Source organism: Calditerricola satsumensis (assembly GCF_014646935.1).
Classification (GTDB): domain Bacteria; phylum Bacillota; class Bacilli; order Calditerricolales; family Calditerricolaceae; genus Calditerricola; species Calditerricola satsumensis.
In genome coordinates this window covers 17,081-43,551 of sequence record NZ_BMOF01000016.1, presented here as the reverse complement: position 1 = coordinate 43,551, position 26,471 = coordinate 17,081, and the positions used below count along the sequence as shown (strand labels likewise).

Below are 26,471 nucleotides of genomic sequence, written 5' to 3'. Positions count from 1 at the left end.
GCCTGCGCCTCCACCCACCGGCCGCCGATGAAATGCTTCAGCACCTTCACCTCGGTGACGTGCGCCATGGAATCCCCTCTCCTTTCCTGGCCATAGACCTTACGCGCCAGCCCCCTGGCCGCTTTGGACCTGCCGGATGTAGGCCTCGATTTCCTCGGCCGTGGGCATGGCGTCGGAACAACTGTGGCGGGAGATGACAATGGCCGCGGCCGCGCTGCCGTAGGTCAGGCACCGCTCCAACGCCCAGCCGCGGAGCAGGTCGTAGAGCAACGCCGCCGCGTAGGCGTCGCCGGCGCCGAAGGGCTTGACGACGCGGGCGGGGAAGACCGGTCCGACCACCCGCTGGCCGTTGCGCGTGTAGGCCACCGATCCCGCTTTCCCGTGCTTGACGATGACGAGCCGGGCCCGGTGCGCGAACAGCCGGCGCGCCGTCGTCTCGTCGTCGCCGCGCGAAGGCGGGTCGAAGCGCTCCAGGCGGTCAAACTCCTCCCGCGTGCCGATCACCACGTCGCTTTTTTCCGCCGCCAGCTTGTAGTACACCGCCGTCTCCTCGGGCGACGACCACGTGTACGGGCGGTAGTCGAGGTCGAAGACGACCACCGCGCCGTGGCGACGGGCGTAGTCCAGGGCCACGAACACGGCCTCGCGCGACGGGCTCCGGGCCAGCGCCGTCCCGGAGATGAGCAGCGCTTTGGTGGATCCAAGGTACTCCTCGGACACCTCGTTCGGCGCCAGATTGAGATCGGCCACGTTCTCCCGGTACATGTAGATGCGCCCTTCTTCGGGGCTTTTCATCTCCGTAAAGGTGAGCCCCGTGACGCTGCCCGGCGCGTCCGTGACCACGCCGGACGTGTCGATGCCGGCCTCGCGCAGGTAGCGGACGATGAACCGCCCGAAGGGATCGTCGGCCACCTTGCCGATGAAGCCCGTCTTCAGGCCGAGCCGCGCGGCGCCCACGGCGATGTTGGCCGGCGAGCCGCCGAGGTACCGCGTAAAGGTGACCACATCCTCCAGCGGTCGGCCCGTCTCGTTGGCGTTCAGGTCGATGCACAGCCGGCCCAGGGCGATCACATCGAGCGGTTTGGTCGGGTCAAACCGCAGCCCGTTCACGTCCCCACCCCCGTTCACATGGAAGGCATCTCCGCTTCAAAGCCGACTTCGGCCACCTTCACCGGCCGCTTTTCGGCAAGCGACCGTTTGGCGGCATGGGCGACCCGCTCCGCCTGCAGGCCGTCCTCGCCGCTCACCGGAACCGGCTTGTCGTGCAGCACGGAGTCCACGAAGGCCTCCGCCTCGAGGAAGTAGGCCTCGCGGTAGCGCTCCAGGAAAAACCGATGCGGCTTGTCGCGTTCCACGCCAAGAGCGGTGAGGGCTTGGGCGGTGGTGGGAAAGGCGTTGTCTGCGGCGACGCACCCGGCCGAGCCGAACACCTCCACCCGCTGGTCGTACCCGAAAACGGCCTGCCGGCTGTTGTCGATCACCCCGAGGGCCCCGTTTTGAAACCGCAGCGTCACCACCGCCGTGTCCACATCGCCGTACTGGGCGAAGGCGGGATCGACGAAGACCCCTCCCGCGGCATACACCTCCTCCACCTCGCTGTCCATCAGGAAACGGGCCAGATCAAAATCGTGGATGGTCAGGTCGAGAAAGAGCCCGCCCGACGCGCGGATGTAGTCGGCCGGCGGCGGCGCGGGGTCGCGCGAGGTGATTTTTACGACATGGGGGCATCCCACCTTCCCCTCCCGAACCCACTCCCGCAGCCGCTGAAAAGTGGGGTCAAACCGGCGGTTGAACCCGACCATCAGCTTGACCCCCGCCGCGCGAACCGCCGCCAGGGCCGCGCGGGTCTGCCCCAGGTCGAGGCTGACCGGCTTCTCGCAAAAGATGTGTTTCCCCGCCGCCGCCGCCTCCTGGACCAAGGCAGCATGGGTGTCGGTGGGCGTGCAGATGAACACGGCGTCGACGGCGTCGTCGGCAAGGATGTCCCGGTAGTCGGCGGTCACGCGCGGGATGTCCCATTGCGCGGCCCAGTCCCGCAGGCGGTCGGCGGCCACGTCCGCCACCGCCACCAGGCGGGCATGCGGGTAACGGCACAGGTTTTCGGCGTGCAGCTTGCCGATGCGCCCCGCACCGATGATGCCGATGCGCAATTTGTCCATGTTTCGCGCCTCCATCCTTTTACGTTAAACCCGACACGCGCACGCGTAATCTCCCGTCATTTTTCGATCTGTTTCAAGAATTCTAACTTTTCCTTGGCGTTTTCCCGGGTGATGAGGTCGACGCCAACGGTCACCCGCTTGGGAATCGTTTCCCCCTTCACCACCTTGAGTGCCGCTTCCACGCCTTTGTACCCCATATCAAAGGGGCGCTGTGCGACGGTGCCGGCGAGCGACCCGGCGAGAATCGCTTCCACCGCCTCGATCGTCCCGTCCGTCCCGATGACGGGGATCTTCAGCCCCTTGGCTTCAATGGCGCGCAGTGCGCCAAGGGCCATGTCGTCGTTGGCGCAGAATACGCCTTTGACGTCGGGCGTCGTCTGCAGAATGTTTTCCATCACCGCCATCGCCTTGGCCTTGTCGCTATCGGCCGGCTGCTCGGCCACCACCACCATGCCCGCCTTCTCCAGCACCTCTTTGGCCCCCTTGATGCGCGCGTCGGTGGCCGGGTTCCCCAATGCCCCGGAAATCAGCGCCACCTTGTCCCCCGGTTGGAGCATGGAGGAGAGCAGCTTTCCGCCTTGCATTCCCGCGGTGGTGTTGTCTGTGCCGATGAACGTCGTCTGGTCCGGCCAGCCGGCGTCGGTGTCGATGAGGATTACCGGGATGCCCTTTTCCTTGTATTTCTCAAACACGGGGATGGCCGTCGACGGCTGTGTCGGCGCCACCACCAACGCATCGGGGTTTTGGCTGAGCACATCTTCCAGCATGTTCACTTGTTCCATGACCTGCACCTCTGAAGCCGGTCCGATCACCTTTCCGCTTACGCCCAGATCGGCAAACGCTTTTTTCGCCCCGGCCTCGACAAACTTCCAATATTGGCTGCTCACCGTCTTCAGCACAACGACGATTTCCGGCTTGTCGCCTCCGCCTTCCTTGGGGCCGCCAGCCGTATCCCCTCCGGTGGGCGAACCGCTGCATCCCGCAAGCCCTGCCATCGCCAGAACCAACAACAAGGAAAGCACCCGTTTCATTCAACCGGCCTCCCTTCACCAAACTTCGCGGCGCCGCGTGCAACCGTGTTATGCCTTTTTCCGCGAGCGCTGCCGCAGGACATCCAGATAGACGGCGACAATGATCACCACGCCGATGACCACGGTTTGCAGATCGGCTGCCACATTCAGGAGATTCAGCCCGTTGCGCAGCACGGCGATGATCAGGGCGCCGATGAGCGTGCCCCACACGGTACCCACGCCGCCGAAGAAGCTGGCTCCACCGATAATCACCGCCGCGATGGCGTCCAGCTCATACCCCAGACCGGCCAAGGGATAGGCCGAATTGACGCGCCCAACGAGCACGAGACCCGCCAACGCAGCCAAAAGACCGCTTAACGTATAGACGATCACCAGCACGCGATCAACGTTTATGCCCGAAAGCCGTGCCGCTTCTTTGTTGCTCCCGATGGCGTAGATGTACCGTCCGGTGGCCGTGCGGGTGAGGAAGATATGGAAGAGGACATACATGGCCAACACCAGCAGGAAACTGACCGGCACGGGGCCCACAAACTCGCGCCCTACGTACTGAATGGCCTCCGGAAACCCCGCGATGGGCGCCGCGCCCGTGATGATCAGGGCAAGTCCCCGCGCGATGTTCATCGTCCCCAGCGTCGAGATAAAGGGATGGGGAAGGCGCCGTCAGGATCGCCAGGAGCATGCCGAGCGCGAGCAAGGCGTTAACCGATGACTGGCGTGCAATGTTCATCAGGTTATCCAGGGTGAGAAATTTGTCCGAGAACAAGGTCAACACGAGGCAAAGGAGAAACAAACCCAATAACGCGCCGAGACTGTGCAGCACCTCCTTCGACAGACGTCGGGTACGCGGCGGCATATCCGACGCCACAACCGGGTTTGTCGGGAGCGCGCTCATCTCGTCATCCCTCCCGTCGCAGCTTTCATGATCTTTTCCTGTGTCGCCTCTTCCCGCGGCAGATCGGCCACAATTCGTCCCTCGTGCATGACCAAGATGCGGTCGCACATCCCCAACAATTCGGGCAATTCTGATGAGATGAGGATCACGACGGCCCCGTTATCGACAAGCGCATTGATGAGGTGGTACACCTCCACCTTTGCCCCAACATCGATTCCCCGCGTCGGTTCGTCAAAGAGAAAAACCTTAGCCTTCGTACACAACCACTTGGCGATGACGATTTTCTGCTGATTCCCGCCACTCAGTTTTCGGGCGGACAACTCACTCTTGAACGGCCGGACGCGCAACTCGCGCATGTACCGTTCCGTCGTCTCCTTGATTTTCGATCGCGACAACAGCACGCGATTTTTGAACGACGGGAGGCTGGCAATGGTTACATTGAACGGTAACGGTTGATCCAGGAACAGCCCTTCACGCTTCCGGTCTTCGGTGATGAAGGCGATCCCGGCCCGAATCGCATCGGCGGGCGAACGAATGTGGACTTCCTGTCCAAACACGAAAACCTTGCCGCTCTCCACGGGATCGACACCGAAAATGGCGCGGGCCAGTTCCGTCCGCCCCGCTCCAACCAACCCGGCAATCCCAAGGATCTCCCCCTGATACGCCACAAACGAAACGGCATGTTGGGCACCTTTACGTTTGAGATTTTCCACGCGCAGCCCTTCAGCACCACGGATGAAACGTTTCTTCGGAAACTTTTCCTCAAGTTTCCGTCCAACCATCTGTTCAATGATCGTATCCGTCGGTACCCGTTTGGCATCGTGCGTGGCGAGGGTTTGCCCGTCGCGAAGAATGGTCACCCGGTCACCAATTCGCCGAATTTCTTCCAGGCGGTGCGAAATGTAGACAAACGCCACCCCCTTGGCGCGCAGCGCGTCGATGGTGGTGAAGAGCTGTTCCACTTCAGCCTCCGAAAGGCTGGCCGTCGGCTCGTCCATGATGATCAGTTTGGCATCCCGCACCAGCGCCTTGGCAATTTCCACGAGCTGTTGTTGGCCGATCCCCAATGTGGAGACGGGAGCGTCGGGATCAAGCGGTTGTCCCAGCAGACGAAGGCATTCGATCGCCCTGCGCCGCATATACGTCTTGTTCAGAAACGGCAGGTGTTTTGTCCGCCGCACTTCCTGTCCAAGAAAAAGGTTTTCGTACACCGTCAAGTGGGGAACCAAGTTGAGTTCCTGATAGATCGTCGCAATGCCAAGGCGCATGGCGTCTACGGGGGTGTTGATTTCAACGACACGACCCTCCCACCAGATTTCCCCCGCATCCTTCTGGTACACCCCCGTCAGGATTTTGATCAGCGTCGACTTGCCGGCACCGTTTTCCCCAAGCAACGCATGCACTTCACCCGCCTTGACCTCAAAATTGACCCCTCGCAGCACCGGGTTCCCCGCAAACGCCTTGTGGATGTTCTGCATGCGCAAGATTGGCATAGGAGACCCCCCGATTGAGTTAAGCGCTTTCCTGCAACGAACCCCTTCCGATGAACCGGCAACCGAACACATCCATCACCTCCGCGGCGGTGCCGTTGACGCGCGCACGATCAGCTCCGGGCGGAGGATAACGCGCTGTTTCACGTCCGCCTCGCCATTGAGTTCCCGCACGAGCCAATCGACCACCTGCTTGCCCATTTCCTCGATGGGTTGGGCGACGGTCGTGAGCGGGGGATCGCAGATCGTGGCCAAAACCGTGTTGTCAAACCCGACGACGGAGAGGTCGTCGGGAACGGCCATTCCCGTTTCCTTGGCCGCCTGCAGCACGCCGATGGCGATCAGGTCATTGCCGGCGAAAATGGCCGTCGGGGGATCGGCGGCGGCGAGCACCGCAAGCGCTTTCCGCCGGCCGTCGTCCACGCGGGCGGCGCACGTGTACACCGCCTCTTCCGGGAAGGGCACACCGGCCTCTTCCAGCGCTTGCCGGAAGCCGCGTACCCGTTCGCGGCTGCTCATCACCTTCAGGGATTCGGTGAGCACGGCCATCTTCCGGTGGCCCAGTTCCACGAGGTGCTGCGCGGCGAGGTAGCCGCCCACAAAATCGTCAACTCGAACGCTCGTAACGGGAAGGGACGGCAGATCCCGCGCGATGAGGGTAAAGGGGAGCCCCTCTTCCTTCAGCTCTGCCAACAGGCGCAGATCTTCCACTCCCGTGCCGATGATGAGGCCATCGACGCGCTTTTGCTTGAGGACGGCGAGGTAGCGCGCCAGGCGGTCATCCTGGTTGTCCGTGCTGCACAGGATGACCGTAAACCCGAGCGCTCGCCCGCGGTCTTCCACGCTGCGCGCCACCTCGGCAAAAAAGGGGTTGGCCACATCGGGAACGAGCAGCGCGAGGGTTTGCGTTCGCTTGCCGGTCAAGGCCGAGGCAAGCAGGTTCGGCTGGTAGCCCAGCCGCTCGATCGCCTCGAGCACCCGCCGTCTGGTCGAGGGGCTGATTTTTCCCTTTCCGTTTAGAATTTTCGATACCGTGGCGATGGACACACCCGCTTCGCGTGCCACGTCGTAGATCGTCGGTTTCATCGTCTTCTCTCCATCACGTCCTCCCTCACTCCCGCGGCATAGACCCCTCCAGCAGGCCTTCGTAATCCGGATCGAACCGGATGCGCCACTGGCGAACCGGGCCGGCCATCACGTTCAAATAGTAGACGTCGGAACCGGGCGGCGCGGCGACGGGATGATATCCGCAGGGAACGAGCACCGTCTCGCCGTCGCGGACGGTGAGCGTTGCGTCCAGCGCGCCGTCGGCGGTGTAGACGCGCTGGATGGCGAACCCCTGCTGTGGGCGGATCTTGTAGTAGTAGGTCTCTTCCAGCGCCGTTTCGCGCGGAGGATCGTGCCGGTCGTGCTTGTGCGGGGGCCAGCTCGACCAGTGGCCGGCCGGCGTGAGCACCTCCACGACGAGCAGGCTGTCGGCCGGCGCCGTCTCGGGCAGGATGTGGTGGATGCGCCGCTCGGTCACGCCCTCCCCCCGCACCTCCACCGCCACGTCGTCCGGCCCGATGCGGCGCGGCGGGTGCGTCCCCCGGCCGGGCGCGGTGCAGACGGCCACTTCCACGTCGGTCAGGGCTTCGAGGTGCACCGCCGTCCGCGGCGGCACGTACACCGCGTGGGGCGGTCCGTCAAAGGGGCTCATCCGCTCCCCCACCTCCGGCCACGCTGCATCGCCGGCGCGGACCGCCGCCCGCCCCGCCACGAAGACGAGGCACGCCTCGCGGTCGGCCGTATCGTAGCGAAGGGTCTGCCCTTCCGCCAGCCGGTACACGGCAAAGCCGACGTACGCCCATCCCGCCGTCTCCGGCGTCACGTTGACGACGCAACCGGTCTCATCCGGCGTGGGGCGGCTTTTCACGATCAAGTCGGGCAGGTGCTTCCGCTTCGCCATGCCTTCGTCACCTCACCTGTCGGCCTCTCGATTCGTCATGCGCTTTTCGCGTTCCCGCTCAGCCGGCCGACCGCCGTGCGTCGGCCAGCAGGGCGCGCAAATACGCTTGGGCCTTTTCCGCATAAACGAAGGGGTCCGCCTGTTCCGGATCCTGTTCCGCCTCGACGATCACCCATCCGTCGTACCCGCGGGCCAAAAGCTCCGCAACGATGGGGCCAAAGTCGATGCACCCGTCGCCCGGCACGGTGAACACGCCCTGCCGCACGGCTTCCAAGAAGGGCAGCCCGTCGGCACGAACGCGCTCGAGGACGGCCCGCCGCACGTCCTTGAAGTGGACATACGCGATGCGGTCACCGTACCGGCGCAAGAGGTCGAGGGGATCGCCGCCGCCGTAGACGGCGTGCCCGGTGTCGAGGAGCAAGCTCACCCGTTCCGGGTCGGTGTGCGCCAGAAGCCGGCCGATGGCCTCCGGCGTCTCCACCGCCGTGTCGGCGTGGTGATGATAAACGAGGCGCATCCCCTGCGCCCGGCACAGCCGCCCCGCTTCGTGCAGGCCGTCGACGAGGTGGGCCCACTCCGCGTCGGAAAGCTGCCGGGCCTCGCGGGGCGCCTCCCGGTAGGCCGCATCCTGAAACGAGCGGGTCACCTCGCACACAATCACATGGCGGCAGCCCATCGCATCCAGAAACGCGATGTGCGCGGCCAAGGCGGCCAGTTCTGCTTCCCGGCGTTGCGGGTCGCAAAAGCGCACCCATTTCCACTGCGAGGCGAGGACCAGGCCGTATCGCGCCAGCAGCGCCTTGAGCTGCGATGCGTCGCGCGGAAACTTCCGGCTGAATTCGGTGCCCTGAAAACCGAGCCGGGCCATGTCGCGCAGAATGGCCTCGCCCGTATACCGATCGCCCAACTCGGGCAGGTCTTCGTTGGCCCAGTTGATCGGCGATACGCCCCATTTGAACGGAACCGCTTCCGCCATTCTGCTCTCCCCTCGCCTCACCACCGGCGCGCCTCGTCCACACGGCGCCGCATCGCCTCATGGGCCGCGCACACGTGCGGATTGTCCGACGCCTCGGCCACGCCGACCCGCCACCACGCCTCATAGGCGCCGGTGCCCGTCTCCGGCAGCACATGGATGTGGATCAGCGTCGACACCGTCTCCCCCTTGGCCCGTTCCAGCGCCTCACGCAGCTCGTCGGTGGTGCGCGCCGTGTACGCCTTGGCCCCGAGGGCGCGCGCGTGCTGGGCGTAATCGATGGCCAGGTACGGGCCCGTCAGGCGGCCCGTTTCGGCATCACGAAGGCGAAACTCATTGCCAAAGCCCCTTGAGCCGTGGGCCTTTTGCAGGCCGTGGATGCACTGGTACCCGCCGTTGTCAAAGAGGAGCACGGTGATTTTGAGCCCTTCCTGCAGGCTCGTCACCAGCTCGGAATGGAGCATCAGGTAGCTGCCGTCGCCGACAAGGGCATACACCTCGCGATCCGGCTCGGCCATCTTCACGCCGAGGGCGCCGCACACCTCGTAGCCCATGCACGAAAAGCCGTATTCGAGGTGGTACGTCTTCGGCTTTCTGCATCGCCACAGCCGGTGCAAGTCGCCCGGGAGCCCCCCGGCGGCGGCGACGATGATCGCGTCTTCATCAAGGGCCTCGTTGATCACCCCGAGGGCCCGCGTCTGCGTCAGCCCATCCGGGTGCTCCCACGCGTACAGGCGATCCACCTCGTCGTCCCATTGCGCCTTCAGCCGCCGGATTTCGCCCTCCGCATAGCCGGATCGATAGCCAACCGCCCGCAGCGCGTCGGTGAGGGCGGCGAGGGCCTCCTTTGCGTCGGCCACGGCCGGCGTGGCATCAAGCTTCACCGCGTCGAAGGGGCTGACGTTGATGCTGAGGATCTCCACGTCAGGGTTTTGGAACAGCCATTTGGACGACGTGGTGAAGTCGGTGAGCCGCGTGCCGACGGCGATAACGAGGTCGGCCTCCTTGGCCAGGAGGTTGGCCGCGCGCGAGCCCGTTACGCCGATGCCCCCGACGTTGAGCGGGTGGTCGTGGGGCAGGGCGCTCTTGCCGGCCTGCGTCTCGGCGACGGGGATGTGGAACGCCTCGGCAAAGGCGGCCAGCTCCTTGAGGGCCAGCGAATAGTGCACCCCGCCGCCGGCGATGAGGATCGGCCGCTTCTTGCGGCGGATGAGGTTTACGGCGCGCTCCCGTGCCGCGGCCGTCAGCGGACGGCGCTCGATGACGTGCACGCGCTTGTCGAAGAAGGAAACGGGGTAGTCGTACGCCTCGGCCTGCACGTCCTGGGGCAGGCACAGGGTCACCGTCCCCGTTTCCGCCGGATCGGTCAGGACGCGCATGGCATGCAGGGCAGCCGTCATCAGCTGTTCAGGCCGTTCAATGCGGTCCCAGTACCGGCTGACCGGCTTGAAGGCGTCGTTGGCCGTGACGGTGTAGTCGGTCGGGTCCTCGATTTGCTGCAGGACGGGATCGGGCTGCCGGCAGGCGAACACGTCGCCCGGAAGCAACAACAAGGGAATGCGGTTGACCGTCGCCACAGCTGCCGCCGTCACCATGTTCAGCGCGCCAGGTCCGATCGACGTCGTGCAAGCAAAGATCTCCAGGCGGTTTTTCTGCTTCGCATAGGCGATGGCCGCGTGGGCCATGCCTTGCTCGTTCTTTCCCTGGAAATACGGCAGCCCATGGGGGTCGTCCTCAAGTGCCTGCCCGATTCCCGTCACGTTGCCGTGGCCGAAGATGCCGAACACGCCGCGGACAAATTTCCGCTCCTCCCCGTCGATCGAAACATATTGATTATTCAAAAACTTTAGCAGCGCCTGGGCCATCGTCAGGCGAACCGTCTTCATCCGCCGCCTTCCCTCCTTCCGGATCCCATCCGAGTTAAACGCTATCCGTAACACAACGGCCGACGTCGCGCGTCTGTCTCCTTGACCGGCCTGCTTTCCGCCTCCCCGTTAAGTTAAGCGCTTTCCGTGCTTCGATTCTACCATGCGCCTCGGCAAAATTGCAAGTCTTTTTTTAACAATTGAATGATTCCATCTATTACCCCTCCTGCGGCCCTCGCGCTGTCCTTCTTGTGGCTTTCAGACCTGCGGACCTCCCCCACAATTTGCCCCTAAATGGCATTTCCAAACATGTAAGTCAGCCGTCCAGCGGGAAGGAGTGAGGACTTGCATGCCTTAACATTCTGGAAGATGAGTACTTGTACATCTTTCATGCGCCATTTCTGGGGAAGGAAACCGTCTATGCTGCTCGAAGACGTGCAGTGGTACGACGCGCGCTGACGGCGCCCCGCCAAAACCAGCGCAAACGGGGACATCTGGAACATTTTTCCCATTGCCTCTCCGATCGGCTGCGCTATGATTAGGGATAGAACATGTGTTCGCATCATACCCTATCGAAAAACGGCCTTCCCAAAAGGGAGGCCGCTGTCGCGCTTGCCCAGGAGGCATCAGTGGATGGGGCGCTTTTTGAACTGGCCGCCCATCACGTCGTGGACGTTTTCCACGGCGATGAGGGCGTTGGGGTCGATCTCCTGGACGATGCTCTTCAGCTTGGCCAGCTCGAGGCGGGTCACGATGCAGTACAGCAGTTCCTTCTCCTCCTGCGTGTACCCGCCCTTGCCGTAGATGTGCGTCACGCCCCGGCCGAGGCGGGCCAAGATGGTCTCGGAGATTTTCTGGCTTTCGTCGGAAATGATGATCACCGACTTCGACTCGTCCAGCCCCTCGATCACCACATCGATCGTTTTAAAGGCGATGAAGTAGGCGATGAGCGAATACATCGCGCTTTCCCACGTGAAGACAAAGCCGGCGCTACCCAAAATAAACACGTTAAAGAACATGATGATTTCGCCGACGGAAAACCCGAATTTCCGGTTGACGAGAATGGCAACGATCTCCGTCCCGTCGAGGGATCCGCCGAAGCGGATGATCAATCCGACCCCGATGCCCAAAATGATCCCGCCAAACACGGTGGCCAAAATGACGTCGGTGGTTACGGGTTCCAGCCGACGAAGCAACGTCACAAAGACGGCGAGCGCGCTGACGGCAAACAGCGTCGACAAGGCAAACGTCTTGCCGATTTGTTTGTAGCCGACAACAAGAAAAGGAAGATTTAACAATACGAGGTACACACCCAGCGGAATCGGCGTCAGCGCATCAAGGATGATCGATACCCCAACGATGCCGCCGTCGATGACCCGGTTGGGAATGAGGAACAGCTCCAGGCCAACGGCCACCAACAGCGCCCCGATGAGGATGGCGAGCAGCCGCCCGCCATGGCGGCCGAAAAACGTCTTTTTCTTGTTCGTGGGCACGTCCATCACCTCAAGCCGACGGAGGAGGGGTACGCGTTGTCCCTTTTGCGCTATTACCGGCACAACTTTCTTTACGCCGGGCACCGGATCCTGCTGCCGGAACACCGGGAGGCCTTTCTCGACCAGGAGCGCGCGGCGGGCGTGCTGCCGCGGCCCGTGCTCGATCCCCAACAGCAAGAAGCATGCGCCCGCGCCCTTTCCGCCGCCCTGCGGCTGGGCTGCCCGGTGACCCTCACCGTTTACCATCCCGACGGCTACCGCACGGTGCACGGCCGGGTCCGCCGCGTCGACCCCCTCGCTGGCCGGGTCGAACTCGTCACCGAAACGGGCCGTCGGGCGCTGCCGTTGGCCGACATTGTCGACGTAACCCTCCCCAGCGAACCGTAGCCAAATAAAGAAGAGGGCGGTACACGACCGCCCTTACACCGCTTCCGATCGGATCAAGGGCCAAAAGCGTCCATCGAGGAGGCGGACGCCCAAATCCACGCGGTAATTCCGGCCCGGTTCGATCCCGTAGAGGCGCCACTCCAGCGCCTGGCCGTTCACTTCAAAGTCGACGTATTTGTCGAGACCGTCATTGCGCACGTCGCGATCGGTCACGTCATACAAACGCAAGACAAAGGGCAACTCGTGCGGGGGGAGGGCAAAACGGCGCTTCAGCTCCGATTTGACCTCCTCCGACAGCTGCCAGGTTGCGACCAGCGTTCCGCCTTCGCTCCATTTGATGCGGATACTCGGTCCGTCGACGTCCCGCGAGGAAGCCGAAGGGTTCGCACGCATCCGGTCACCCGTTCCTTTCCTTCAAAGAATGCCCGCACTGCGGGGTTCACCTTTCATTATAGCACGAAAGGGCGAGCGAAGAACAGGAACACGCCGCGCCGCTACCGCTTTTCTGGAGAAAAGACCGCCTCGAGCACCAGGCGGATTTCGTCGCTGCGCAGATATTTCCAGAACGGCTCCCCGTACACGAGTATGTCGAGATGCAGGTGCAGGTCCTCGTCGGTCCCCGCGACGCCGCTGCTCGTGCCGGAATTGCCCACATAACCGAGCACCTGGCCTCGCTTGACGCGGGCGCCAACGTCGATGCCGTCGGCCACGGCCGACAGGTGAGCGTAGCGCGTGAGCAGCCCTCCGTCGTGCTGGACCCACACGGTTCGCCCGCGCAGCCGGTCGAGGATGTGCGCCGGCGTGCGCCCCAAGCGGCGGCATTCGGCGAGGAGCCGGTCGCGCTCGGCCTTTGGCATTTCGCGGTACGCCCGATCGGCCCGCACCACCACGCCGTCGGCCATCGCCACGACCGGCGTCGACCGCGTGATCGCCACGCCCGTGTACCCGCTGTACCAGTCGATGCCTTCGTGGACCCCCTCCCGGTAGGACCGCGGTGCGCCGGGCAGGTGGCTGGCGCGCGAGCTGAGGCGTGCCCCGCGGATGGGCGGACTCAGGTGTTGCAAGTACGCCGCGACATCGGCGGCGCGCAGGGTGGCCAAGGCGGGACGGTTGGGCTGGGGTTTCGCCGCCTCCACCGTCGCGTTTTGGACCGCAAGACGAATCCGGCCGCCCTCCGCGGTTTGGGCCGGCCACCGCAGGCCGTCGCGCACGAAGGCCAGCGGCACCCAGATCTCCTTCCCCTCCACCACCGGCGTGAAATCGCCCGGCAAGAAGACGCCGTCACGCGACAGGACCGGCGCGCCGACGATCCACGAGAAGCGGTGTCCGCCGATCGCCGCCTCAATCGTCCCTTCCACCGGATCGTGCGCCACCGATCCGCCTACCTGGTCCGCCAGCGGACGCAGGGCGACGTAGAGCGTGCCGTTCACCGCCTTCGCCGGCACGTCCACCGCCGCCGGCGGGCGCGACGGCACCTCTGGCCTTGGTTCGATCGGCCGTTCTGCCCGCTGCTTGACCGCCGATTCTCCGCCAGACATCCCCGGGTTTGTCGCTGGATCGAGGGGCATCTCCGTCGTCTCTTGGGCGCAGCCGGAAACGAGGGCCGCGCAGAGCGCTCCCACCAACGCCACGCGCATGCCGATGGCGTACAACGTCCTCACCGCTTTCCAAACGGATTCCGTAGCGCGCACCACACCCGCCCGCGCGCCCTACGTCCATTCTACGCCATGGCCGGCGGCTGGAAAAGCGGGACGTTCCACCAGGAAGGAAACGAACTCCGTCAAGAGCCGCCATGGACGTCCATTTTATTGAAAATATAGAGCCCCACGACGAAGGGCACAACAAACGAGAGAAACAGGGTTGCCGCGGCATGGAAAGCGGAAAACGAGACGGATTCTGGATCGACAAAGGCGATGACCAACGCCGTCCCTGCAGTCCACGGAAAAAAGGTAAGGAAATCCGAATTGAGGATCTGCACGCTGACCACCACGGCGCCGATCCCGAGGGCAACGGCAGGGATGAGGCTTTTTCCGATCAGCGCGGCAACCAGCGCCAAGGGAATGAGCGCCACATTGCATACGGCCATGATGCCAAAGGCCTGCGCATACACCCACAGGGTCTTCGCCACCAAGGGCTCGTGCCGCAGCGCAAAACCGGCTCCGACCGTGTAGAGGTATCCCAGGGCAAATACGAGGAAAGCGAACGGAACCAGGATCAGCCATTTGCCAAGATAAAATTTCCAACGGGGTCGCGGATACGTCAGCAGCGCGCTGATGGTGTGCTCCTGGTATTCCCGCACCAGTACATAGCCCGCCAATAGGGCAAAGAGTGCAGGTGCCAGCATGGCGTTCAGCAAAAGGCCGCTCGTTTGAAAAAAGGCGTCCCAATTCACCACTCGCCCCGTGAGGCGCTGGCCATTGAGGTAAATGGCAAAGGTGAGAAGCGCCGGCAATCCCGGCCCCAGCACCACCAGCCACCATACCTTTGACCGCTTCAACTTTAGCCATTCGGCATACAGAATGTCACGCATCGCCCGTTCCCCCCGTAATCCGCAAAAAGTAGTCTTCCAACGAATCGCGCTTCAGCACCAGCTCCCGCACGTCCACCCCGTTTGACACCAGCGTCCGGTTGAGGACTCCCGATTCGGACAACCGCTCATAGACGCGGATCACGCCGGGTTCCACCACGCGGTAGTCGGCAATGCCCAGCTTTTGCTCCAGTAGCACGGCCGCCTTCTTTTCGTCGCTCACCTTCAGTTCCAGGTGGTGGCGGTTGCGCCGTTCCAGCTCCGCCACCGAAATCTCCTCCACCAGCCGTCCCTGAACGAGAATGCCGATCTTCGTGGCCAGCTGCTGCACCTCGCTCAAAAGGTGGCTCGACAGCAACACGGTGATCCGCATCGTCTGCGCCAGGTCGATGAGGAGCTGGCGCAACGCCTTGATCCCCGCCGGGTCCAACCCGTTGGTCGGTTCGTCGAGCACCAGAAACTCGGGATGGTGAAGCAGCGCGCGGGCAATGGCGAGCCGCTGTCTCATCCCCAAGGAAAACTGCCGAACCAAGCGGTCTTTTTCCGCCTGCAACCCCACCCGCTCGAGAACGTCTGCGATGCGCGCCTCGTCTTCCATGCCCATCAGCCGGGCATGAAGGCGTAGGTTTTCCCACGCCGTCAAGTTGCCGTAAAACCCCGGCCGTTCCATGTTGGCCCCTATCCGCTCCAACAACCGCGAGCGATTGCCGGAATGGAGGGGTTCGCCGAAGAGCTCGATTTCCCCCGCCGAAGGACGAACGAGTCCCACAATCATGCGCAGGGTGGTGGTCTTTCCGGCCCCGTTCGGGCCGAGCAAACCGTAAATCTCCCCCCGCCCGATCGTCATGCTCACGTCGCGAACGGCCACGCGCTTTCTGTACACCTTAGCAAGCCGATGCGTTCGCAAAATCGTCTCCATCCCGGTCCCCTCCTTCTCGAGGACCAGAATACGACAAAAAACGAACAGGCCGCTTACGCATTCCTTACAAATTTCTTACCTTTCCATTCCGGTTTCTTCCTCTTCCGTCATCCTGCGCAGCGAAAACGAGACGGTCGTCCGTTTCCACGGCACGCTGGAGGCGGTCACCGTTCCCTGCTGCTTTTCCACCAAATGCTTGACGATCGCCAAGCCCAGCCCGCTGCTTTGGCGCGCATCTTCGCGCGACCTTCCGCGGGTGTAGAACGGGTCAAAAATGTACGGCAAATCTCGCTTGTCGATGCCTCTTCCACGATCCCACACGTCCACCCACGCGCGATCGCCATCTTCCCGCACGGCCACCCCGATCACCCCGCCGTCCTTCCCATGCCGGAGGGCGTTCACCAAAAGATTGTGCAAAATTCGATCGACCGCGCGGGCATTCGCCCAGACCCACACCGGATGCTCCGGAATCTTCACCTCGGGAACCACTCCCGCCTGCGCGGCTTCCGGATGCACCAGCAATAGCGCCTCCCGTACCTTTTCGGCAAGGTCGAGCGGCTCGAGGGGCAGAGGCGTCTCGTCCGCTTCAAGGCGGGTGAATTCAAAAAAATCGTTCAACATTTCCGCCAATTTTGCGCCGCGTTGGGAAACAATATCGAGATACTCCGCCCGTTCCGCGGGGGTCAGCGTGTTGTCGGTGCGCAACGCCTCCACATAGCCAAGCATGGCCGCCAGCGGCGTGCGCAAATCGTGCGAAAGATAAGCCAACATCGTTTTGCGCGCATGTTCCAAGTAATGGATTCGCTTGAGGGTCTGCTGAAACTGATCCACCAGCCCATTCAGATTGGCGCGAAGCCGTTTCATTTGAGGGTTGTTCGTCAGCATGCGAAACCGGAGATTGTAATTCCCTCCGGAAATCTTCGCCAAGATGTCGTTTACTTGCTCCACTTGGCGGACCAGGCTTCGGTATCGAAGAAGCACCCACACATTCACCCCGGCAAGAACCCAGGCGATCAGGTCCATTCCGTGTTGCGGCCTCCTCCCAATTTGTACCCGATCCCCCACACCGTTTGGATGTACTGCGGCTGAGAAGGGTTCGGCTCGATCTTCGCCCGAAGGCGCCGGATATGAACCATGACCGTATTGTCGTCCCCCAGATAGGGCTCCTTCCACACACGCTCGAACAGTTGCGCTTTTGTAAAAACGCGCCCCGGATGTTCCAGGAACAGCTTCAGCAGCGCATATTCCTTTGCCGTCAGCGGTTTGGCTTTTCCTCCGACGCGCACTTCGTAGGTGTCCAAGTGAAGTTCAAGGTCCCCATAACGCATCACGCGAGGAGGCGCTGAAGCGGGCGCGTTCAACACGAGATACCGCCGCAATTGGGCCTTGACACGCGCGATCAGCTCGGCGATGCGAAACGGCTTGGTCAGGTAATCGTCGGCTCCGATGCCCAAGCCCATCACTTTATCCCATTCCTCGCCCTTGGCCGACAAAATGATCACCGGAACCGTCGATGCTTCCCGGATGTCCCGCAGAACCGCAAACCCATCGATGTCCGGAAGCATCAGGTCCAACACAACCAAGTGGTAGCTTCCGCTCCTCGCGCGCACCAGCGCTTCTTGCCCCGTGTACGCGCCATCAACGGCATAACCTTCTTTCCGCAAATACGTGGCCACAAGCCGATGAAGATCCCGATCATCTTCCACAACGAGAATGGAAGCGGAATGCATAGCGTGCCTCCCTTGCACGATAAAAAAAGCCGGCTTCCGCCGGTTGTTTTCGCCAAAAGAAAATGGTGTACCCGACAGGGCTCGAACCTGTGACCTCCACCGCGTCAAGGTGGCGCTCTCCCAGCTGAGCTACGGGTACACGAGGAAGGATGGTGTGCCCGACAGGGCTCGAACCTGTGACCTCCACCGCGTCAAGGTGGCGCTCTCCCAGCTGAGCTACGGGCACGCAGGTTGTCAAGTGGTGGGCCCACCAGGACTCGAACCTGGGACCAATCGGTTATGAGCCGACCGCTCTACCAACTGAGCTATAGGCCCACAAGTGGTTGCGGGGGCAGGATTTGAACCTGCGACCTTCGGGTTATGAGCCCGACGAGCTACCTGGCTGCTCCACCCCGCGCCGACGGGTTTTACTATACCACAACGTTTAAAAGAAAATCAAGAGGGAATTTAAGAGAAAGAAGCCCCTACCACATGTAGCGCACGCCGTAGCGCCCGTTTTTCAGGCGCACAACCTCCACTTCCCGCGGGCTCTTGTAGCCATACAGCCACCAGTCTTCCTCCATCCGCTTGGCCAAACAGCCCGCTTGAAACTTCGAGTCAAACACTTTGGCCCAGTAGATCCAGCGCGTCGGCTGAGCCGGTTTCGATGAATGCCTCACGTCGCCCACCTGTCCCACAGCGTTGTTGATGCATGACCCCGACATGCCGCCTAACCGGCATGCGCTTCCGGTTCGACGGCCGTCGAGTTGCGTTTGGCTTCCAACGCCGCCTCTTCCTCGTCGCGCAGGCGATGGGCCAAGCGGCTCGACGCGGAGGCGGCGATGCTGCAGACGATGTCGTCCAAAAAGGTGTGCACGCCTTTGCCGGCCTTGGTGTCCAGCTGCTTGATGATGCCCACCTTTTGCTTGTCGAGGTGGCCAAAGGTGGTCACGGCGATGCTGCCGTACCCAAACACGGACCCCAGGGCCAGCGTTTCGTCGCAGCCAAACAGGCTTTCGTCGCCGCGAACGAGGGAAAGCAGCGGTTCAGAAAGCAAGCCCTTCTCGGCCAGGACATCCAGTTCCACCCCGACGAGGATGGCGTGCTGCACCTCTCGCTTTTCCAACACCCGTTCAACGCTTTCCACGCACGCCTCCATCGAAAGATTCGGGGTGTACGGCGACTGCATGAGACACACGATCTCGGCAATTGCTTCAACGGTTACACCGCGTTCGCGCAACCGTTGCAGAGCAGCAGCTTTTACTTCCTTGCTCGACACCCGTTTACGCAAGGGACCAATCTCCTTTCAGCGCAAAGTCCTTACCCTCCTTTCATCATCATAGCATAAAACGCGAAATGTGCGACAAAAACCGCAATCCAAATCGAGCAGCTTGTTTATTCCCGAAAGCGGTTACGCGGCGATGACGGCTTCGTCTCATCCAACGGGGCGGAAAGCCCCACACCCGCACGGACCGTCATGAACAGAAGCCCGACCACCACAAACAAAAGGCAGAAGGTAAGAAACGAAAAGATCGCGACCAGTTCCACCCTCGTCTTCCCTCCCTCCCCTTTTACCTTCTCCTCCCCCGTTGGTTCCTATTCCCTGTTGCGGCCCGACAGGGGTCATCGTTTCCTTGTCTGCTTTTTGGTACAATAGGAACATCGAGCACGCGTACGAGGAGGTTTGTTCATGCTCTACTGCGTCTGCCTGTTCCCGCGCCGCGACGTGCAAGAGCGGGCCAACTCCTACCGCAAACGGTACGACCCGCAATACGCCCGAATTCCCCCGCACATCAAAGTGACCGAACCCTTCACGCTGGCCGATGACGAGCTGCCGGCCGCCGTGGCGAACCTGACCGAAGTGGCCAAGGGCAGCGAGCCGTTTACGCTTCACTTCCACAAATTCGGCACCTTCCACCCCACCAACAACGTCATCTTTTTCGCCATTCAGGATGAGCCGGCCTTGCAGAAACTCCACCGCCGGCTGTACGAACGCGTCGTGCGGGAGGAACCGAGAAATCCCTTTATTCCCCATCTCACCATCGGCCAAGACCTCACCGACGAAGAGCTGCTCGATGTCTACGGTCGGCTGCGCATGACCGAACTCAACCTGGTCTCGCCGATCGATCGGTTCCACCTCCTGTACCGGTTAGACGATGGCACGTGGACCGTGTACCAAACGTTTCTCTTCGGCAAGGAATGCTGAGACGCGAGGTAGGGAGGGTTCATGGAAGCGCCCGTTGTCGTGCTGGCCACCGATGACGCGCAAAAACGGGACGCTCTGGCGGTGCGCCAGGAGGTGTTCATCCGCGAGCAGGGCGTTCCGCCGGCCCTCGAACTGGACGAATATGACCAAACCGCCCTCCATTTCGTCGCGTACGCCGGACGTCGCCCGATCGGCGCGGCGCGCCTTCGTCCCTACGACAGCGACACGGGCAAGGTGGAACGCGTCGCGGTGCTTGCGGACTGGCGCGGCAAAGGCGTGGGCCGCCTGCTGATGGCAGCCGTGGAACGCGAAGCGGCCGCCCGCGGCTTTGTGCGGTTGCGCCTCAACGCCCAAACGCACGCCGAACCCTTTTACCGCAAATTGGGATATGAGACGGTCAGCGCCGTTTTCGAGGAGGCGGGCATCCCGCACGTGACCATGGTCAAAACCCTCAACCCGTAAACGAAACGTCCGCCCCTCCCGCCAACGGGGAAGGCGGCGGACGTTTAGGATGCGGCATTCGGGGCTCCGCATGGACGGGGCCTTTCGCCGTTTCAGTACCCAAGGATGTGGTACCCGCTGTCGACGTGGATCACTTCGCCGGTGATCCCCCGCGACAGGTCGCTGAAGAGGAACAGCGCCGTGTCGCCCACTTCCGACTGGTCGGTGGTCCGGCGCAGGGGAGCCTTTTCCTCGATCGTCTTCAGGATCTCGTTGAAGCCGCGGATGCCCTTGGCCGCCAGCGTGCGGATGGGGCCGGCGGAAATGGCGTTGACGCGGATGCCGTCGGGTCCGAGGTCGTTGGCCAGGTAGCGCACGGCCATCTCGAGGGCCGCCTTGGCCACGCCCATGACGTTGTAGTTTTTCACCACCCGCTCGCCGCCGAGGTAGGTCAGCGTGACGATGCTCCCTCCTTCGGTCATGAGCGGACGTGCCGCGCGCGCCACGGCGACCAGCGAATACACGCTGACGTCCTGCGCCAAGTGATAGCCGTCGCGGGACGTGTTGACGAATTCGCCTTCCAGTTCCTCCGTCTTGGCGTAGGCGATGCAATGGGCCACGCCGTGCAGGACGCCCACCTCGTCGCGGATCCGGGCAAAGACGGCATCAATCTCCTCGTCCTTGGTCACGTCGCACGGCAGGAGAAGCGAATCCTGGCGCGGCAGCGTCGCCACCAGCTCGCGCACGTTCGCTTCCAACCGCTCCCCCTGGTACGTGAAAATGAGGCGTGCTCCGGCGCGGTGCGCCGATTGGGCGATGCCCCAGGCGATGCTGCGCTTGTTGGCCACGCCCATGATGAGAATGTTCTTGCCTTCCAATAATCCTTGCATCGCGTTTCCTCCCTTTCCTCACGTGTCAACACGCCGCCAGGTTCAACGTCACCAGTATACCATTTCCTCCCGCGGATGCACGAGCACCCTGAGAGGGGGAAGCCCTTTGCCGGTCGCGCAATCCGTGCTAAGATGAAGGAAAATGCGCCACAGAAGGAAAATGCGCCACAGCGGAAACTGCCTGAAACAAGCAAAAACACCGACAGCGGTGGAGGGAAACCATGAGCCCCGAAAAAACGCGCGAACTGCTTCGCCTGCTTGAAGCAAACTGCCGGCGCAGCCCGGAGGCGCTGGCCGTTCTGCTCGACGTTTCGGTGGACGAGGTGAACGAGGCGCTGCGCCGCCTCGAGGAGCAGGGCATCATCGTCAAGTATTCGGCGCTCGTCAATTGGGATAAAGTACAGGAGGACCGCGTCACGGCGATGATCGACGTCAAGGTGACGCCGAAGCGGGACGTGGGCTTTGACGAGGTGGCGCAGCGCATCAGCCAGTTTCCCGAAGTGACGGCGCTCTACCTGATGTCCGGCGCCTACGACTTGTCCGTCGTCGTGGAAGGGCGGTCGATGAAGGAGATCGCCGCCTTCGTCTCCGAAAAGCTGGCCACCCTCGATTCGGTCATCTCAACGACAACGCATTTCATCATGAAAAAATACAAGCACGACGGGGTCATCTTCGACGAACGCCGCGATGACCGGAGGATGGTTGTCACGCCATGACCGAGAAGCCGACACGTTCGCGCCTCGCCCAATCGGTCGCGTCCATCCCCCCGTCGGGCATCCGGCGTTTTTTTGAGCTGGCCAATTCGGTGGCCGACTGCATCTCCCTCGGCGTCGGCGAACCCGATTTCGTCACCCCCTGGCGCATCCGAGAAGCGGCCATTGCCAGTCTCGAGGCGGGGTACACCACGTATACCGCCAACGCGGGCCTGCCCGAGCTGCGCGAGGCGATCGCCGCCTACCTCTCCGACCGCTTCGGCCTGTCCTACCGTCCGGAAGACCAGATCGTCGTCACCGTCGGCGCCAGCGAAGCGATCGACCTCGCCCTGCGCGCCCTTCTCGATCCGGGCGACGAGGTCCTCGTCGTCGAACCGTGCTACGTGTCCTACGCCGCCAACGTCCGCCTGTGCGGCGGCGTCCCCGTCAGCGTGCCGACGACCAAAGAGACCGGTTTTCGCCTCCGCGCCGCCGAGCTGCGCAAGCGGATCACGCCGCGCACGAAGGCGCTGATCTTCTCCTACCCGAACAACCCCACCGGCGCGGTGATGACCGAAGACGACTGGCTGGAGATCTTGCCCGTCATCCGCGAGGCGGGCCTCCTCGTCATCGCCGACGAGATCTACGCCGAGCTGACCTATGACCGTCCCTTCGTCAGCTTCGCCTCCTTTCCCGCCGCCTACCCGCAGACGATCCTCGTCTCCGGCTTTTCCAAGGCCTTCGCCATGACCGGCTGGCGCCTCGGCTACGCCTGCGGACCGGCCGACCTCATCGCCGGCATGGTGAAGATCCACCAGTACACGATGCTCTGCGCGCCGATCCTCAGCCAGAAGGCGGGCATCGAGGCGTTGCGCCACGGACGCGGCGACGTGGCGCGCATGGTGGAGGCCTACCGGCAGCGGCGCAACTTCTTCGTGAAAGGCCTGTGCGACATCGGCCTGCCCTGCCACCGGCCGGAAGGGGCCTTTTACGCCTTCCCCTCCGTTGAGCCGACGGGCCTGACCGCAACCGAGTTCGCCGAGCGGCTGCTCCTTGAGGCCAAGGTGGCCGTCGTGCCGGGCGATGTGTTCGGCGAGGGCGGCGCCGGCCACGTGCGCTGCTCCTACGCCACCTCCCTCGAGGCCCTCGAAAAGGCCCTCGAGCGAATGGCGCGCTTTGTCCAGCACATTCGCCCCATCTAACTTCATGACAAGAAAGGAGCGTGACGTATGGTCAAGCCCTTCCGCAAAGTCCTCGTCGCCAACCGCGGCGAGATCGCCATCCGCATCTTCCGCGCCTGCACCGAGCTGGGCCTGCGCACGGTGGCCATCTACTCGGAGCAGGACAGCACCTCCCTCCACCGCTATAAGGCCGACGAGGCCTACCTCGTCGGCGCGGGCAAGGGGCCCATCGAGGCCTACCTCGACATCGACGGCATCATTGAGATCGCCAAGCGCAACGACGTCGATGCCATCCACCCCGGCTACGGCTTTCTGGCCGAAAACGCGGAATTTGCCCGGCGCTGCGAAGCGGCGGGCATCACCTTCATCGGCCCCCGTCCGGAACAGATCGAGGTCTTCGGCGACAAGGTGAAGGCCCGCCAGCTGGCCAAATCGTGCGGCGTGCCGATCATCCCCGGCACGGAGGAGCCGATCGAGCACCTGCAGGACGCCCTGCGCTTTGCCAAGACCCACGGTTACCCCGTCATCATCAAGGCGGCGGCCGGCGGCGGGGGGCGGGGCATGCGCATCGTGCGCACGCCGGCGGAACTGGAGCAGGCCTACGAGCGGGCGCGTTCCGAGGCCCGCTCGGCCTTCGGCAATCCGGCCGTCTACCTGGAGAAGTACCTCGAGCGGCCCAAGCACATCGAGGTGCAGATCCTCGGCGACGCCTACGGGAACCTCGTCCACCTGTACGAGCGCGACTGCTCGATCCAGCGGCGGCACCAGAAGCTGGTGGAGGTGGCGCCCAGCCTGTCCCTTGCGCCCGAGCTGCGCGAGGCGATCTGCGACGCCGCCGTGCGCCTGATGAAGGCCGTCCATTACGTCAACGCCGGCACGGTGGAATTCCTCGTCACCCCCGACGGGCAGTTCTATTTCATCGAGGTCAACCCGCGCATCCAGGTGGAGCACACCATTACCGAGCTCGTCACCGGCATCGACATCGTCCAGGCGCAGATCCGCATCGCCCAGGGCTATGCCCTGCACGACCCGGAAGTGGGCGTTCCGCCGCAGGAGAAGATCGAAACGCGCGGCTACGCCATCCAGTGCCGCGTCACGACAGAAGATCCGGAAAACAACTTCGTTCCCGACACGGGCCGCCTCCTTGCTTACCGCTCGGGCGGCGGCTTCGGCGTGCGCCTCGACGCGGGCAACGCCTTCACCGGAGCCGTCATTTCGCCCCACTACGACTCGCTTCTCGTGAAGATCTCCACGTGGGGCAACACCTTTGAGCAAGCGGCAGCGAAGATGCTGCGCACGCTGCGCGAGTTCCGCATCCGCGGCGTCAAGACGAACATCCCCTTCCTGGAGAACGTCGTCAGCCATCCCGACTTCCGCTCCGGGCAGTACGACACGTCGTTCATCGACACGAAGCCAGAGCTGTTCGTTTTCCCGCCCAAGCGCGACCGGGGGACGAAGCTGCTCACCTACATCGGAAACGTCGTCGTCAACGGCTTTCCCGGGCTGAAGAAGGAGAAGAAGCCAACCTTCCCGCCGCCGCGCGTGCCGAAGGTGCCCTACGACACGCCCTACCCCGAGGGGACCAAGCAGATCCTCGACCGCGAAGGGCCCGAGGGGCTCGTGCGGTGGATCCGCGACCAGAAGCGGGTTCTCGTCACCGACACCACGTTCCGCGACGCCCATCAGTCCCTTCTCGCCACGCGCGTGCGCACCTACGACCTCGTGCGCATTGCCGAGGCGACGGGCAAGCTGGCTGCCGGCCTCTTTTCGTTGGAAATGTGGGGCGGGGCCACCTTCGACGTGGCCATGCGGTTCCTGAAGGAATGCCCGTGGGAGCGACTGGAAAAGCTGCGCGCGAAGATCCCCAACATCCTCTTCCAGATGCTCCTGCGCGGGGCCAACGCCGTCGGGTACGCCAACTACCCCGACAACGTGATCCGCGCCTTCGTCAAGGAAGCGGCCCGGGCGGGCATTGATGTGTTCCGCATCTTCGACAGCCTCAACTGGGTCGACAACATGCGCGTGGCCATCGAGGCGGTGCGCGAGGAAGGCAAGGTGGCCGAGGCGGCCATCTGCTACACCGGCGACATCCACGACCCGAGCCGGCCCAAATACAGCTTGCAGTACTATGTGGAATTGGCCAAGGAGCTGGAAAAGGCCGGCGCGCACATCCTGGCCATCAAGGACATGGCCGGGCTGCTCAAGCCCTACGCCGCCTATGACCTGATCCGCGCCCTGAAGGATGCCGTCGACCTGCCCATCCACCTGCACACCCACGACACAAGCGGCAACGGCATGGCCACGCTGCTGAAGGCCATTGAGGCCGGCGTGGACATCGTCGACTGCGCGACAAGCGCCCTGTCCGGCCTCACGTCGCAACCCAGCCTGAACGCCCTTGTCTACGCCCTCCAACGGCACGAGCGCGACACCGGCCTCGACCCGGACGCACTGCAGAAACTGGACCACTACTGGGAGGACGTGCGCAAGTACTACAAGGGCTTCGAAAGCGGCCTCCTTGCGCCCAGTGCCGAGGTGTACCGGCACGAGATGCCCGGCGGCCAGTACAGCAACCTGCAGCAGCAGGCCAAGGCGGTGGGCCTGGATGACCGCTGGGACGAGGTCAAGGAGATGTACGCCGTCGTCAACCGCATGTTCGGCGACATCGTCAAGGTGACGCCGTCGTCGAAGGTGGTCGGCGACATGGCCCTGTTCATGGTCCAAAACAACCTGACTGAGGAAGACGTGTACGAAAAGGGCCACGCGCTCTCCTTCCCCGACTCCGTCGTCCAGTTCTTCCAGGGCTACCTTGGCCAGCCTCCGGGCGGCTTTCCGCCGAAGCTGCAGGAGATCGTCCTCAAGGGGCGCGAGCCGATCACCTGCCGCCCTGGGGAACTCCTCGAGCCGGTCGACTTCGACGCCCTGCGCCTCGAGGTGGAAAGCAAGGTCGGGCGAACGGTCACAAACCGCGAGCTCCTCTCCTACGTGCTGTACCCGCAGGTGTTCCTCGACTATGCTCAGCACGTGCAGACCTACGGCGACGTCTCCGTGTTGGACACGCCCACCTTCTTCTACGGCCTGCGCCCGGGCGAGGAGATCGCCGTGGAGATCGAGCGCGGCAAGACGCTGATCATCAAGCTCCTGTCCGTCGGCGAGCTGCAGCAGGGCGGCCTGCGCACGGTGTACTTCGAGCTGAACGGCCAGCCGCGCGAGATCCTCATCCGCGACGAAAGCGCCCACGTGGCCACGGAAGAGCGCCCCAAGGCCGACCCGGCCAACCCCCTCGAGATCGGCGCCACCATGCCGGGCAAGGTCATCAAGGTCCTCGTCGAGGCCGGCGACCGCGTGCGCAAGGGCGAACACCTCCTCGTCACCGAGGCGATGAAGATGGAGACGACCATCCAGGCGCCGTGCGAGGCCGTGGTCGAGGAGATCCTGGTCAGGGAAGGCGACAGCGTGCAGACGGGCGACCTGCTTCTGCGGCTCGGCAAGAAGGCGTAACGCCGGCGAGCGCCGATACGCTCACGGCGGCTCATCCTCCCTCCGCAACGCTCCGTTCCCGGACAAGGGAACGGAGCGCGTTTGTCGTTTTTGTCGGCCTACACGTTGCGCACCCGTCACCCCCTCTCGACAGGTATCGAAGGGATGTGCGTCGAATATTCTATGCCTGT

25 protein-coding genes, 4 tRNA genes and 1 pseudogene are annotated in these 26,471 nt (G+C 63.2%); 6 read left to right on the top strand and 24 right to left on the bottom strand.

The window, feature by feature from the left end; genetic code table 11:
• Positions 1 to 99: 99 nt before the first annotated feature.
• The 10 genes and pseudogenes from iolC to IEX61_RS05510 all read right to left on the bottom strand — a co-directional run bounded on the left by iolC (position 100) and on the right by IEX61_RS05510 (position 11,857).
• Positions 100 to 1,110, bottom strand: coding sequence for a 5-dehydro-2-deoxygluconokinase (gene iolC / locus IEX61_RS05555; RefSeq protein WP_188817035.1), 1,011 nt, complete (start codon positions 1,108 to 1,110; stop codon positions 100 to 102).
• Positions 1,111 to 1,124: 14 nt separating this feature from the next.
• Positions 1,125 to 2,159 (bottom strand): inositol 2-dehydrogenase, encoded by a 1,035-nt coding sequence (gene iolG / locus IEX61_RS05550; protein WP_054670966.1) that lies wholly within the window; start codon positions 2,157 to 2,159, stop codon positions 1,125 to 1,127.
• A gap of 56 nt (positions 2,160 to 2,215) precedes the next feature.
• The gene (locus IEX61_RS05545; protein ID WP_054670961.1) at positions 2,216 to 3,190 is read right to left on the bottom strand and encodes a sugar ABC transporter substrate-binding protein; all 975 of its coding nucleotides are present in this window, start codon (positions 3,188 to 3,190) and stop codon (positions 2,216 to 2,218) included.
• A 48-nt stretch (positions 3,191 to 3,238) separates the two neighbouring features.
• Positions 3,239 to 4,043 (bottom strand): annotated as a pseudogene (locus IEX61_RS05540) (ABC transporter permease).
• Between the two features lie 35 nt (positions 4,044 to 4,078).
• Positions 4,079 to 5,575, bottom strand: a complete 1,497-nt coding sequence (locus IEX61_RS05535) for a sugar ABC transporter ATP-binding protein (protein WP_054670959.1) — start codon at positions 5,573 to 5,575, stop codon at positions 4,079 to 4,081.
• A 75-nt stretch (positions 5,576 to 5,650) separates the two neighbouring features.
• Positions 5,651 to 6,658 carry a LacI family DNA-binding transcriptional regulator gene (locus IEX61_RS05530; RefSeq protein ID WP_188817033.1) on the bottom strand — a complete coding sequence of 336 codons (1,008 nt, stop codon included), beginning with the start codon at positions 6,656 to 6,658 and terminating at the stop codon, positions 5,651 to 5,653.
• A 25-nt stretch (positions 6,659 to 6,683) separates the two neighbouring features.
• Positions 6,684 to 7,520 (bottom strand): 5-deoxy-glucuronate isomerase, encoded by an 837-nt coding sequence (gene iolB / locus IEX61_RS05525; RefSeq protein ID WP_373288412.1) that lies wholly within the window; start codon positions 7,518 to 7,520, stop codon positions 6,684 to 6,686.
• A 58-nt stretch (positions 7,521 to 7,578) separates the two neighbouring features.
• A complete protein-coding gene (iolE, locus tag IEX61_RS05520; RefSeq protein WP_188817032.1) occupies positions 7,579 to 8,496 on the bottom strand; it encodes a myo-inosose-2 dehydratase in 918 nt (305 codons plus the stop codon).
• A 17-nt stretch (positions 8,497 to 8,513) separates the two neighbouring features.
• Positions 8,514 to 10,379: a 3D-(3,5/4)-trihydroxycyclohexane-1,2-dione acylhydrolase (decyclizing) gene (gene iolD, locus IEX61_RS05515; RefSeq protein ID WP_054671530.1), complete on the bottom strand. Its 1,866-nt coding sequence runs from the start codon at positions 10,377 to 10,379 to the stop codon at positions 8,514 to 8,516.
• Positions 10,380 to 10,984: 605 nt separating this feature from the next.
• Positions 10,985 to 11,857, bottom strand: a complete 873-nt coding sequence (locus IEX61_RS05510; protein ID WP_188817030.1) for a YitT family protein — start codon at positions 11,855 to 11,857, stop codon at positions 10,985 to 10,987.
• A gap of 30 nt (positions 11,858 to 11,887) precedes the next feature.
• Between IEX61_RS05510 and IEX61_RS05505 the strand changes: the two genes are divergently transcribed.
• Positions 11,888 to 12,238, top strand: coding sequence for a YolD-like family protein (locus IEX61_RS05505; RefSeq protein ID WP_054671522.1), 351 nt, complete (start codon positions 11,888 to 11,890; stop codon positions 12,236 to 12,238).
• A 33-nt stretch (positions 12,239 to 12,271) separates the two neighbouring features.
• On the opposite strand, the gene IEX61_RS05500 is transcribed toward IEX61_RS05505, so the two are convergent.
• The 13 genes from IEX61_RS05500 to IEX61_RS05440 form a co-directional block, all read right to left on the bottom strand.
• Positions 12,272 to 12,631 (bottom strand): DUF4912 domain-containing protein, encoded by a 360-nt coding sequence (locus tag IEX61_RS05500; RefSeq protein WP_054671519.1) that lies wholly within the window; start codon positions 12,629 to 12,631, stop codon positions 12,272 to 12,274.
• A 101-nt stretch (positions 12,632 to 12,732) separates the two neighbouring features.
• Complete coding sequence (locus IEX61_RS05495) at positions 12,733 to 13,899, bottom strand: peptidoglycan DD-metalloendopeptidase family protein (protein ID WP_188817028.1); 1,167 nt, start codon at positions 13,897 to 13,899, stop codon at positions 12,733 to 12,735.
• A gap of 119 nt (positions 13,900 to 14,018) precedes the next feature.
• Positions 14,019 to 14,768: an ABC transporter permease gene (locus tag IEX61_RS05490; RefSeq protein WP_188817027.1), complete on the bottom strand. Its 750-nt coding sequence runs from the start codon at positions 14,766 to 14,768 to the stop codon at positions 14,019 to 14,021.
• A complete protein-coding gene (locus IEX61_RS05485; protein WP_054670102.1) occupies positions 14,761 to 15,684 on the bottom strand; it encodes an ABC transporter ATP-binding protein in 924 nt (307 codons plus the stop codon). The genes IEX61_RS05490 and IEX61_RS05485 overlap by 8 nt, the downstream gene beginning before the upstream one ends.
• 75 nt (positions 15,685 to 15,759) lie before the next feature.
• On the bottom strand, positions 15,760 to 16,707 hold the full coding sequence (locus IEX61_RS05480; protein ID WP_188817025.1) for a sensor histidine kinase: 948 nt from the start codon (positions 16,705 to 16,707) through the stop codon (positions 15,760 to 15,762).
• The gene (locus IEX61_RS05475; protein ID WP_054670091.1) at positions 16,698 to 17,414 is read right to left on the bottom strand and encodes a response regulator transcription factor; all 717 of its coding nucleotides are present in this window, start codon (positions 17,412 to 17,414) and stop codon (positions 16,698 to 16,700) included. The genes IEX61_RS05480 and IEX61_RS05475 overlap by 10 nt, the downstream gene beginning before the upstream one ends.
• 63 nt (positions 17,415 to 17,477) lie before the next feature.
• A tRNA-Val gene (locus IEX61_RS05470) sits at positions 17,478 to 17,553 on the bottom strand.
• Positions 17,554 to 17,564: 11 nt separating this feature from the next.
• Positions 17,565 to 17,640 (bottom strand) — tRNA-Val (locus tag IEX61_RS05465).
• Between the two features lie 13 nt (positions 17,641 to 17,653).
• Positions 17,654 to 17,729 (bottom strand) — tRNA-Ile (locus IEX61_RS05460).
• Positions 17,730 to 17,734: 5 nt separating this feature from the next.
• Positions 17,735 to 17,811: transfer RNA gene (locus IEX61_RS05455), tRNA-Met, on the bottom strand.
• A gap of 67 nt (positions 17,812 to 17,878) precedes the next feature.
• Positions 17,879 to 18,073, bottom strand: coding sequence for a hypothetical protein (locus IEX61_RS05450; RefSeq protein WP_054670109.1), 195 nt, complete (start codon positions 18,071 to 18,073; stop codon positions 17,879 to 17,881).
• A gap of 50 nt (positions 18,074 to 18,123) precedes the next feature.
• Complete coding sequence (locus tag IEX61_RS05445) at positions 18,124 to 18,684, bottom strand: phosphatidylglycerophosphatase A family protein (protein WP_054670089.1); 561 nt, start codon at positions 18,682 to 18,684, stop codon at positions 18,124 to 18,126.
• 104 nt (positions 18,685 to 18,788) lie between these two features.
• On the bottom strand, positions 18,789 to 18,941 hold the full coding sequence (locus IEX61_RS05440) for a hypothetical protein (protein ID WP_157057674.1): 153 nt from the start codon (positions 18,939 to 18,941) through the stop codon (positions 18,789 to 18,791).
• A 142-nt stretch (positions 18,942 to 19,083) separates the two neighbouring features.
• Here IEX61_RS05440 and IEX61_RS05435 point away from each other — a divergent pair, with 142 nt between their 5' ends.
• Together IEX61_RS05435 and IEX61_RS05430 are read left to right on the top strand one after the other, a co-directional pair.
• A complete protein-coding gene (locus tag IEX61_RS05435) occupies positions 19,084 to 19,599 on the top strand; it encodes a 2'-5' RNA ligase family protein (RefSeq protein WP_054670087.1) in 516 nt (171 codons plus the stop codon).
• Between the two features lie 21 nt (positions 19,600 to 19,620).
• Positions 19,621 to 20,061, top strand: a complete 441-nt coding sequence (locus IEX61_RS05430; RefSeq protein ID WP_054670082.1) for a GNAT family N-acetyltransferase — start codon at positions 19,621 to 19,623, stop codon at positions 20,059 to 20,061.
• A 92-nt stretch (positions 20,062 to 20,153) separates the two neighbouring features.
• Here IEX61_RS05430 and fabI read toward each other — a convergent pair whose 3' ends face one another.
• Positions 20,154 to 20,930 (bottom strand): enoyl-ACP reductase FabI, encoded by a 777-nt coding sequence (gene fabI / locus IEX61_RS05425; protein WP_054670079.1) that lies wholly within the window; start codon positions 20,928 to 20,930, stop codon positions 20,154 to 20,156.
• Between the two features lie 221 nt (positions 20,931 to 21,151).
• On the opposite strand from fabI, the gene IEX61_RS05420 reads away from it, so the two are divergent.
• From IEX61_RS05420 to IEX61_RS05410, 3 genes are read left to right on the top strand one after another with little or no spacing between them, the layout of a single operon-like run.
• Positions 21,152 to 21,646 carry an Lrp/AsnC family transcriptional regulator gene (locus IEX61_RS05420; protein WP_188817023.1) on the top strand — a complete coding sequence of 165 codons (495 nt, stop codon included), beginning with the start codon at positions 21,152 to 21,154 and terminating at the stop codon, positions 21,644 to 21,646.
• Positions 21,643 to 22,824 carry an aminotransferase class I/II-fold pyridoxal phosphate-dependent enzyme gene (locus IEX61_RS05415; RefSeq protein WP_188817021.1) on the top strand — a complete coding sequence of 394 codons (1,182 nt, stop codon included), beginning with the start codon at positions 21,643 to 21,645 and terminating at the stop codon, positions 22,822 to 22,824. Before IEX61_RS05420 ends, IEX61_RS05415 begins: the two co-directional genes overlap by 4 nt.
• A 27-nt stretch (positions 22,825 to 22,851) precedes the next feature.
• Positions 22,852 to 26,301: a pyruvate carboxylase gene (locus IEX61_RS05410; protein ID WP_188817019.1), complete on the top strand. Its 3,450-nt coding sequence runs from the start codon at positions 22,852 to 22,854 to the stop codon at positions 26,299 to 26,301.
• The last annotated feature ends 170 nt before the right edge of the window (positions 26,302 to 26,471 follow it).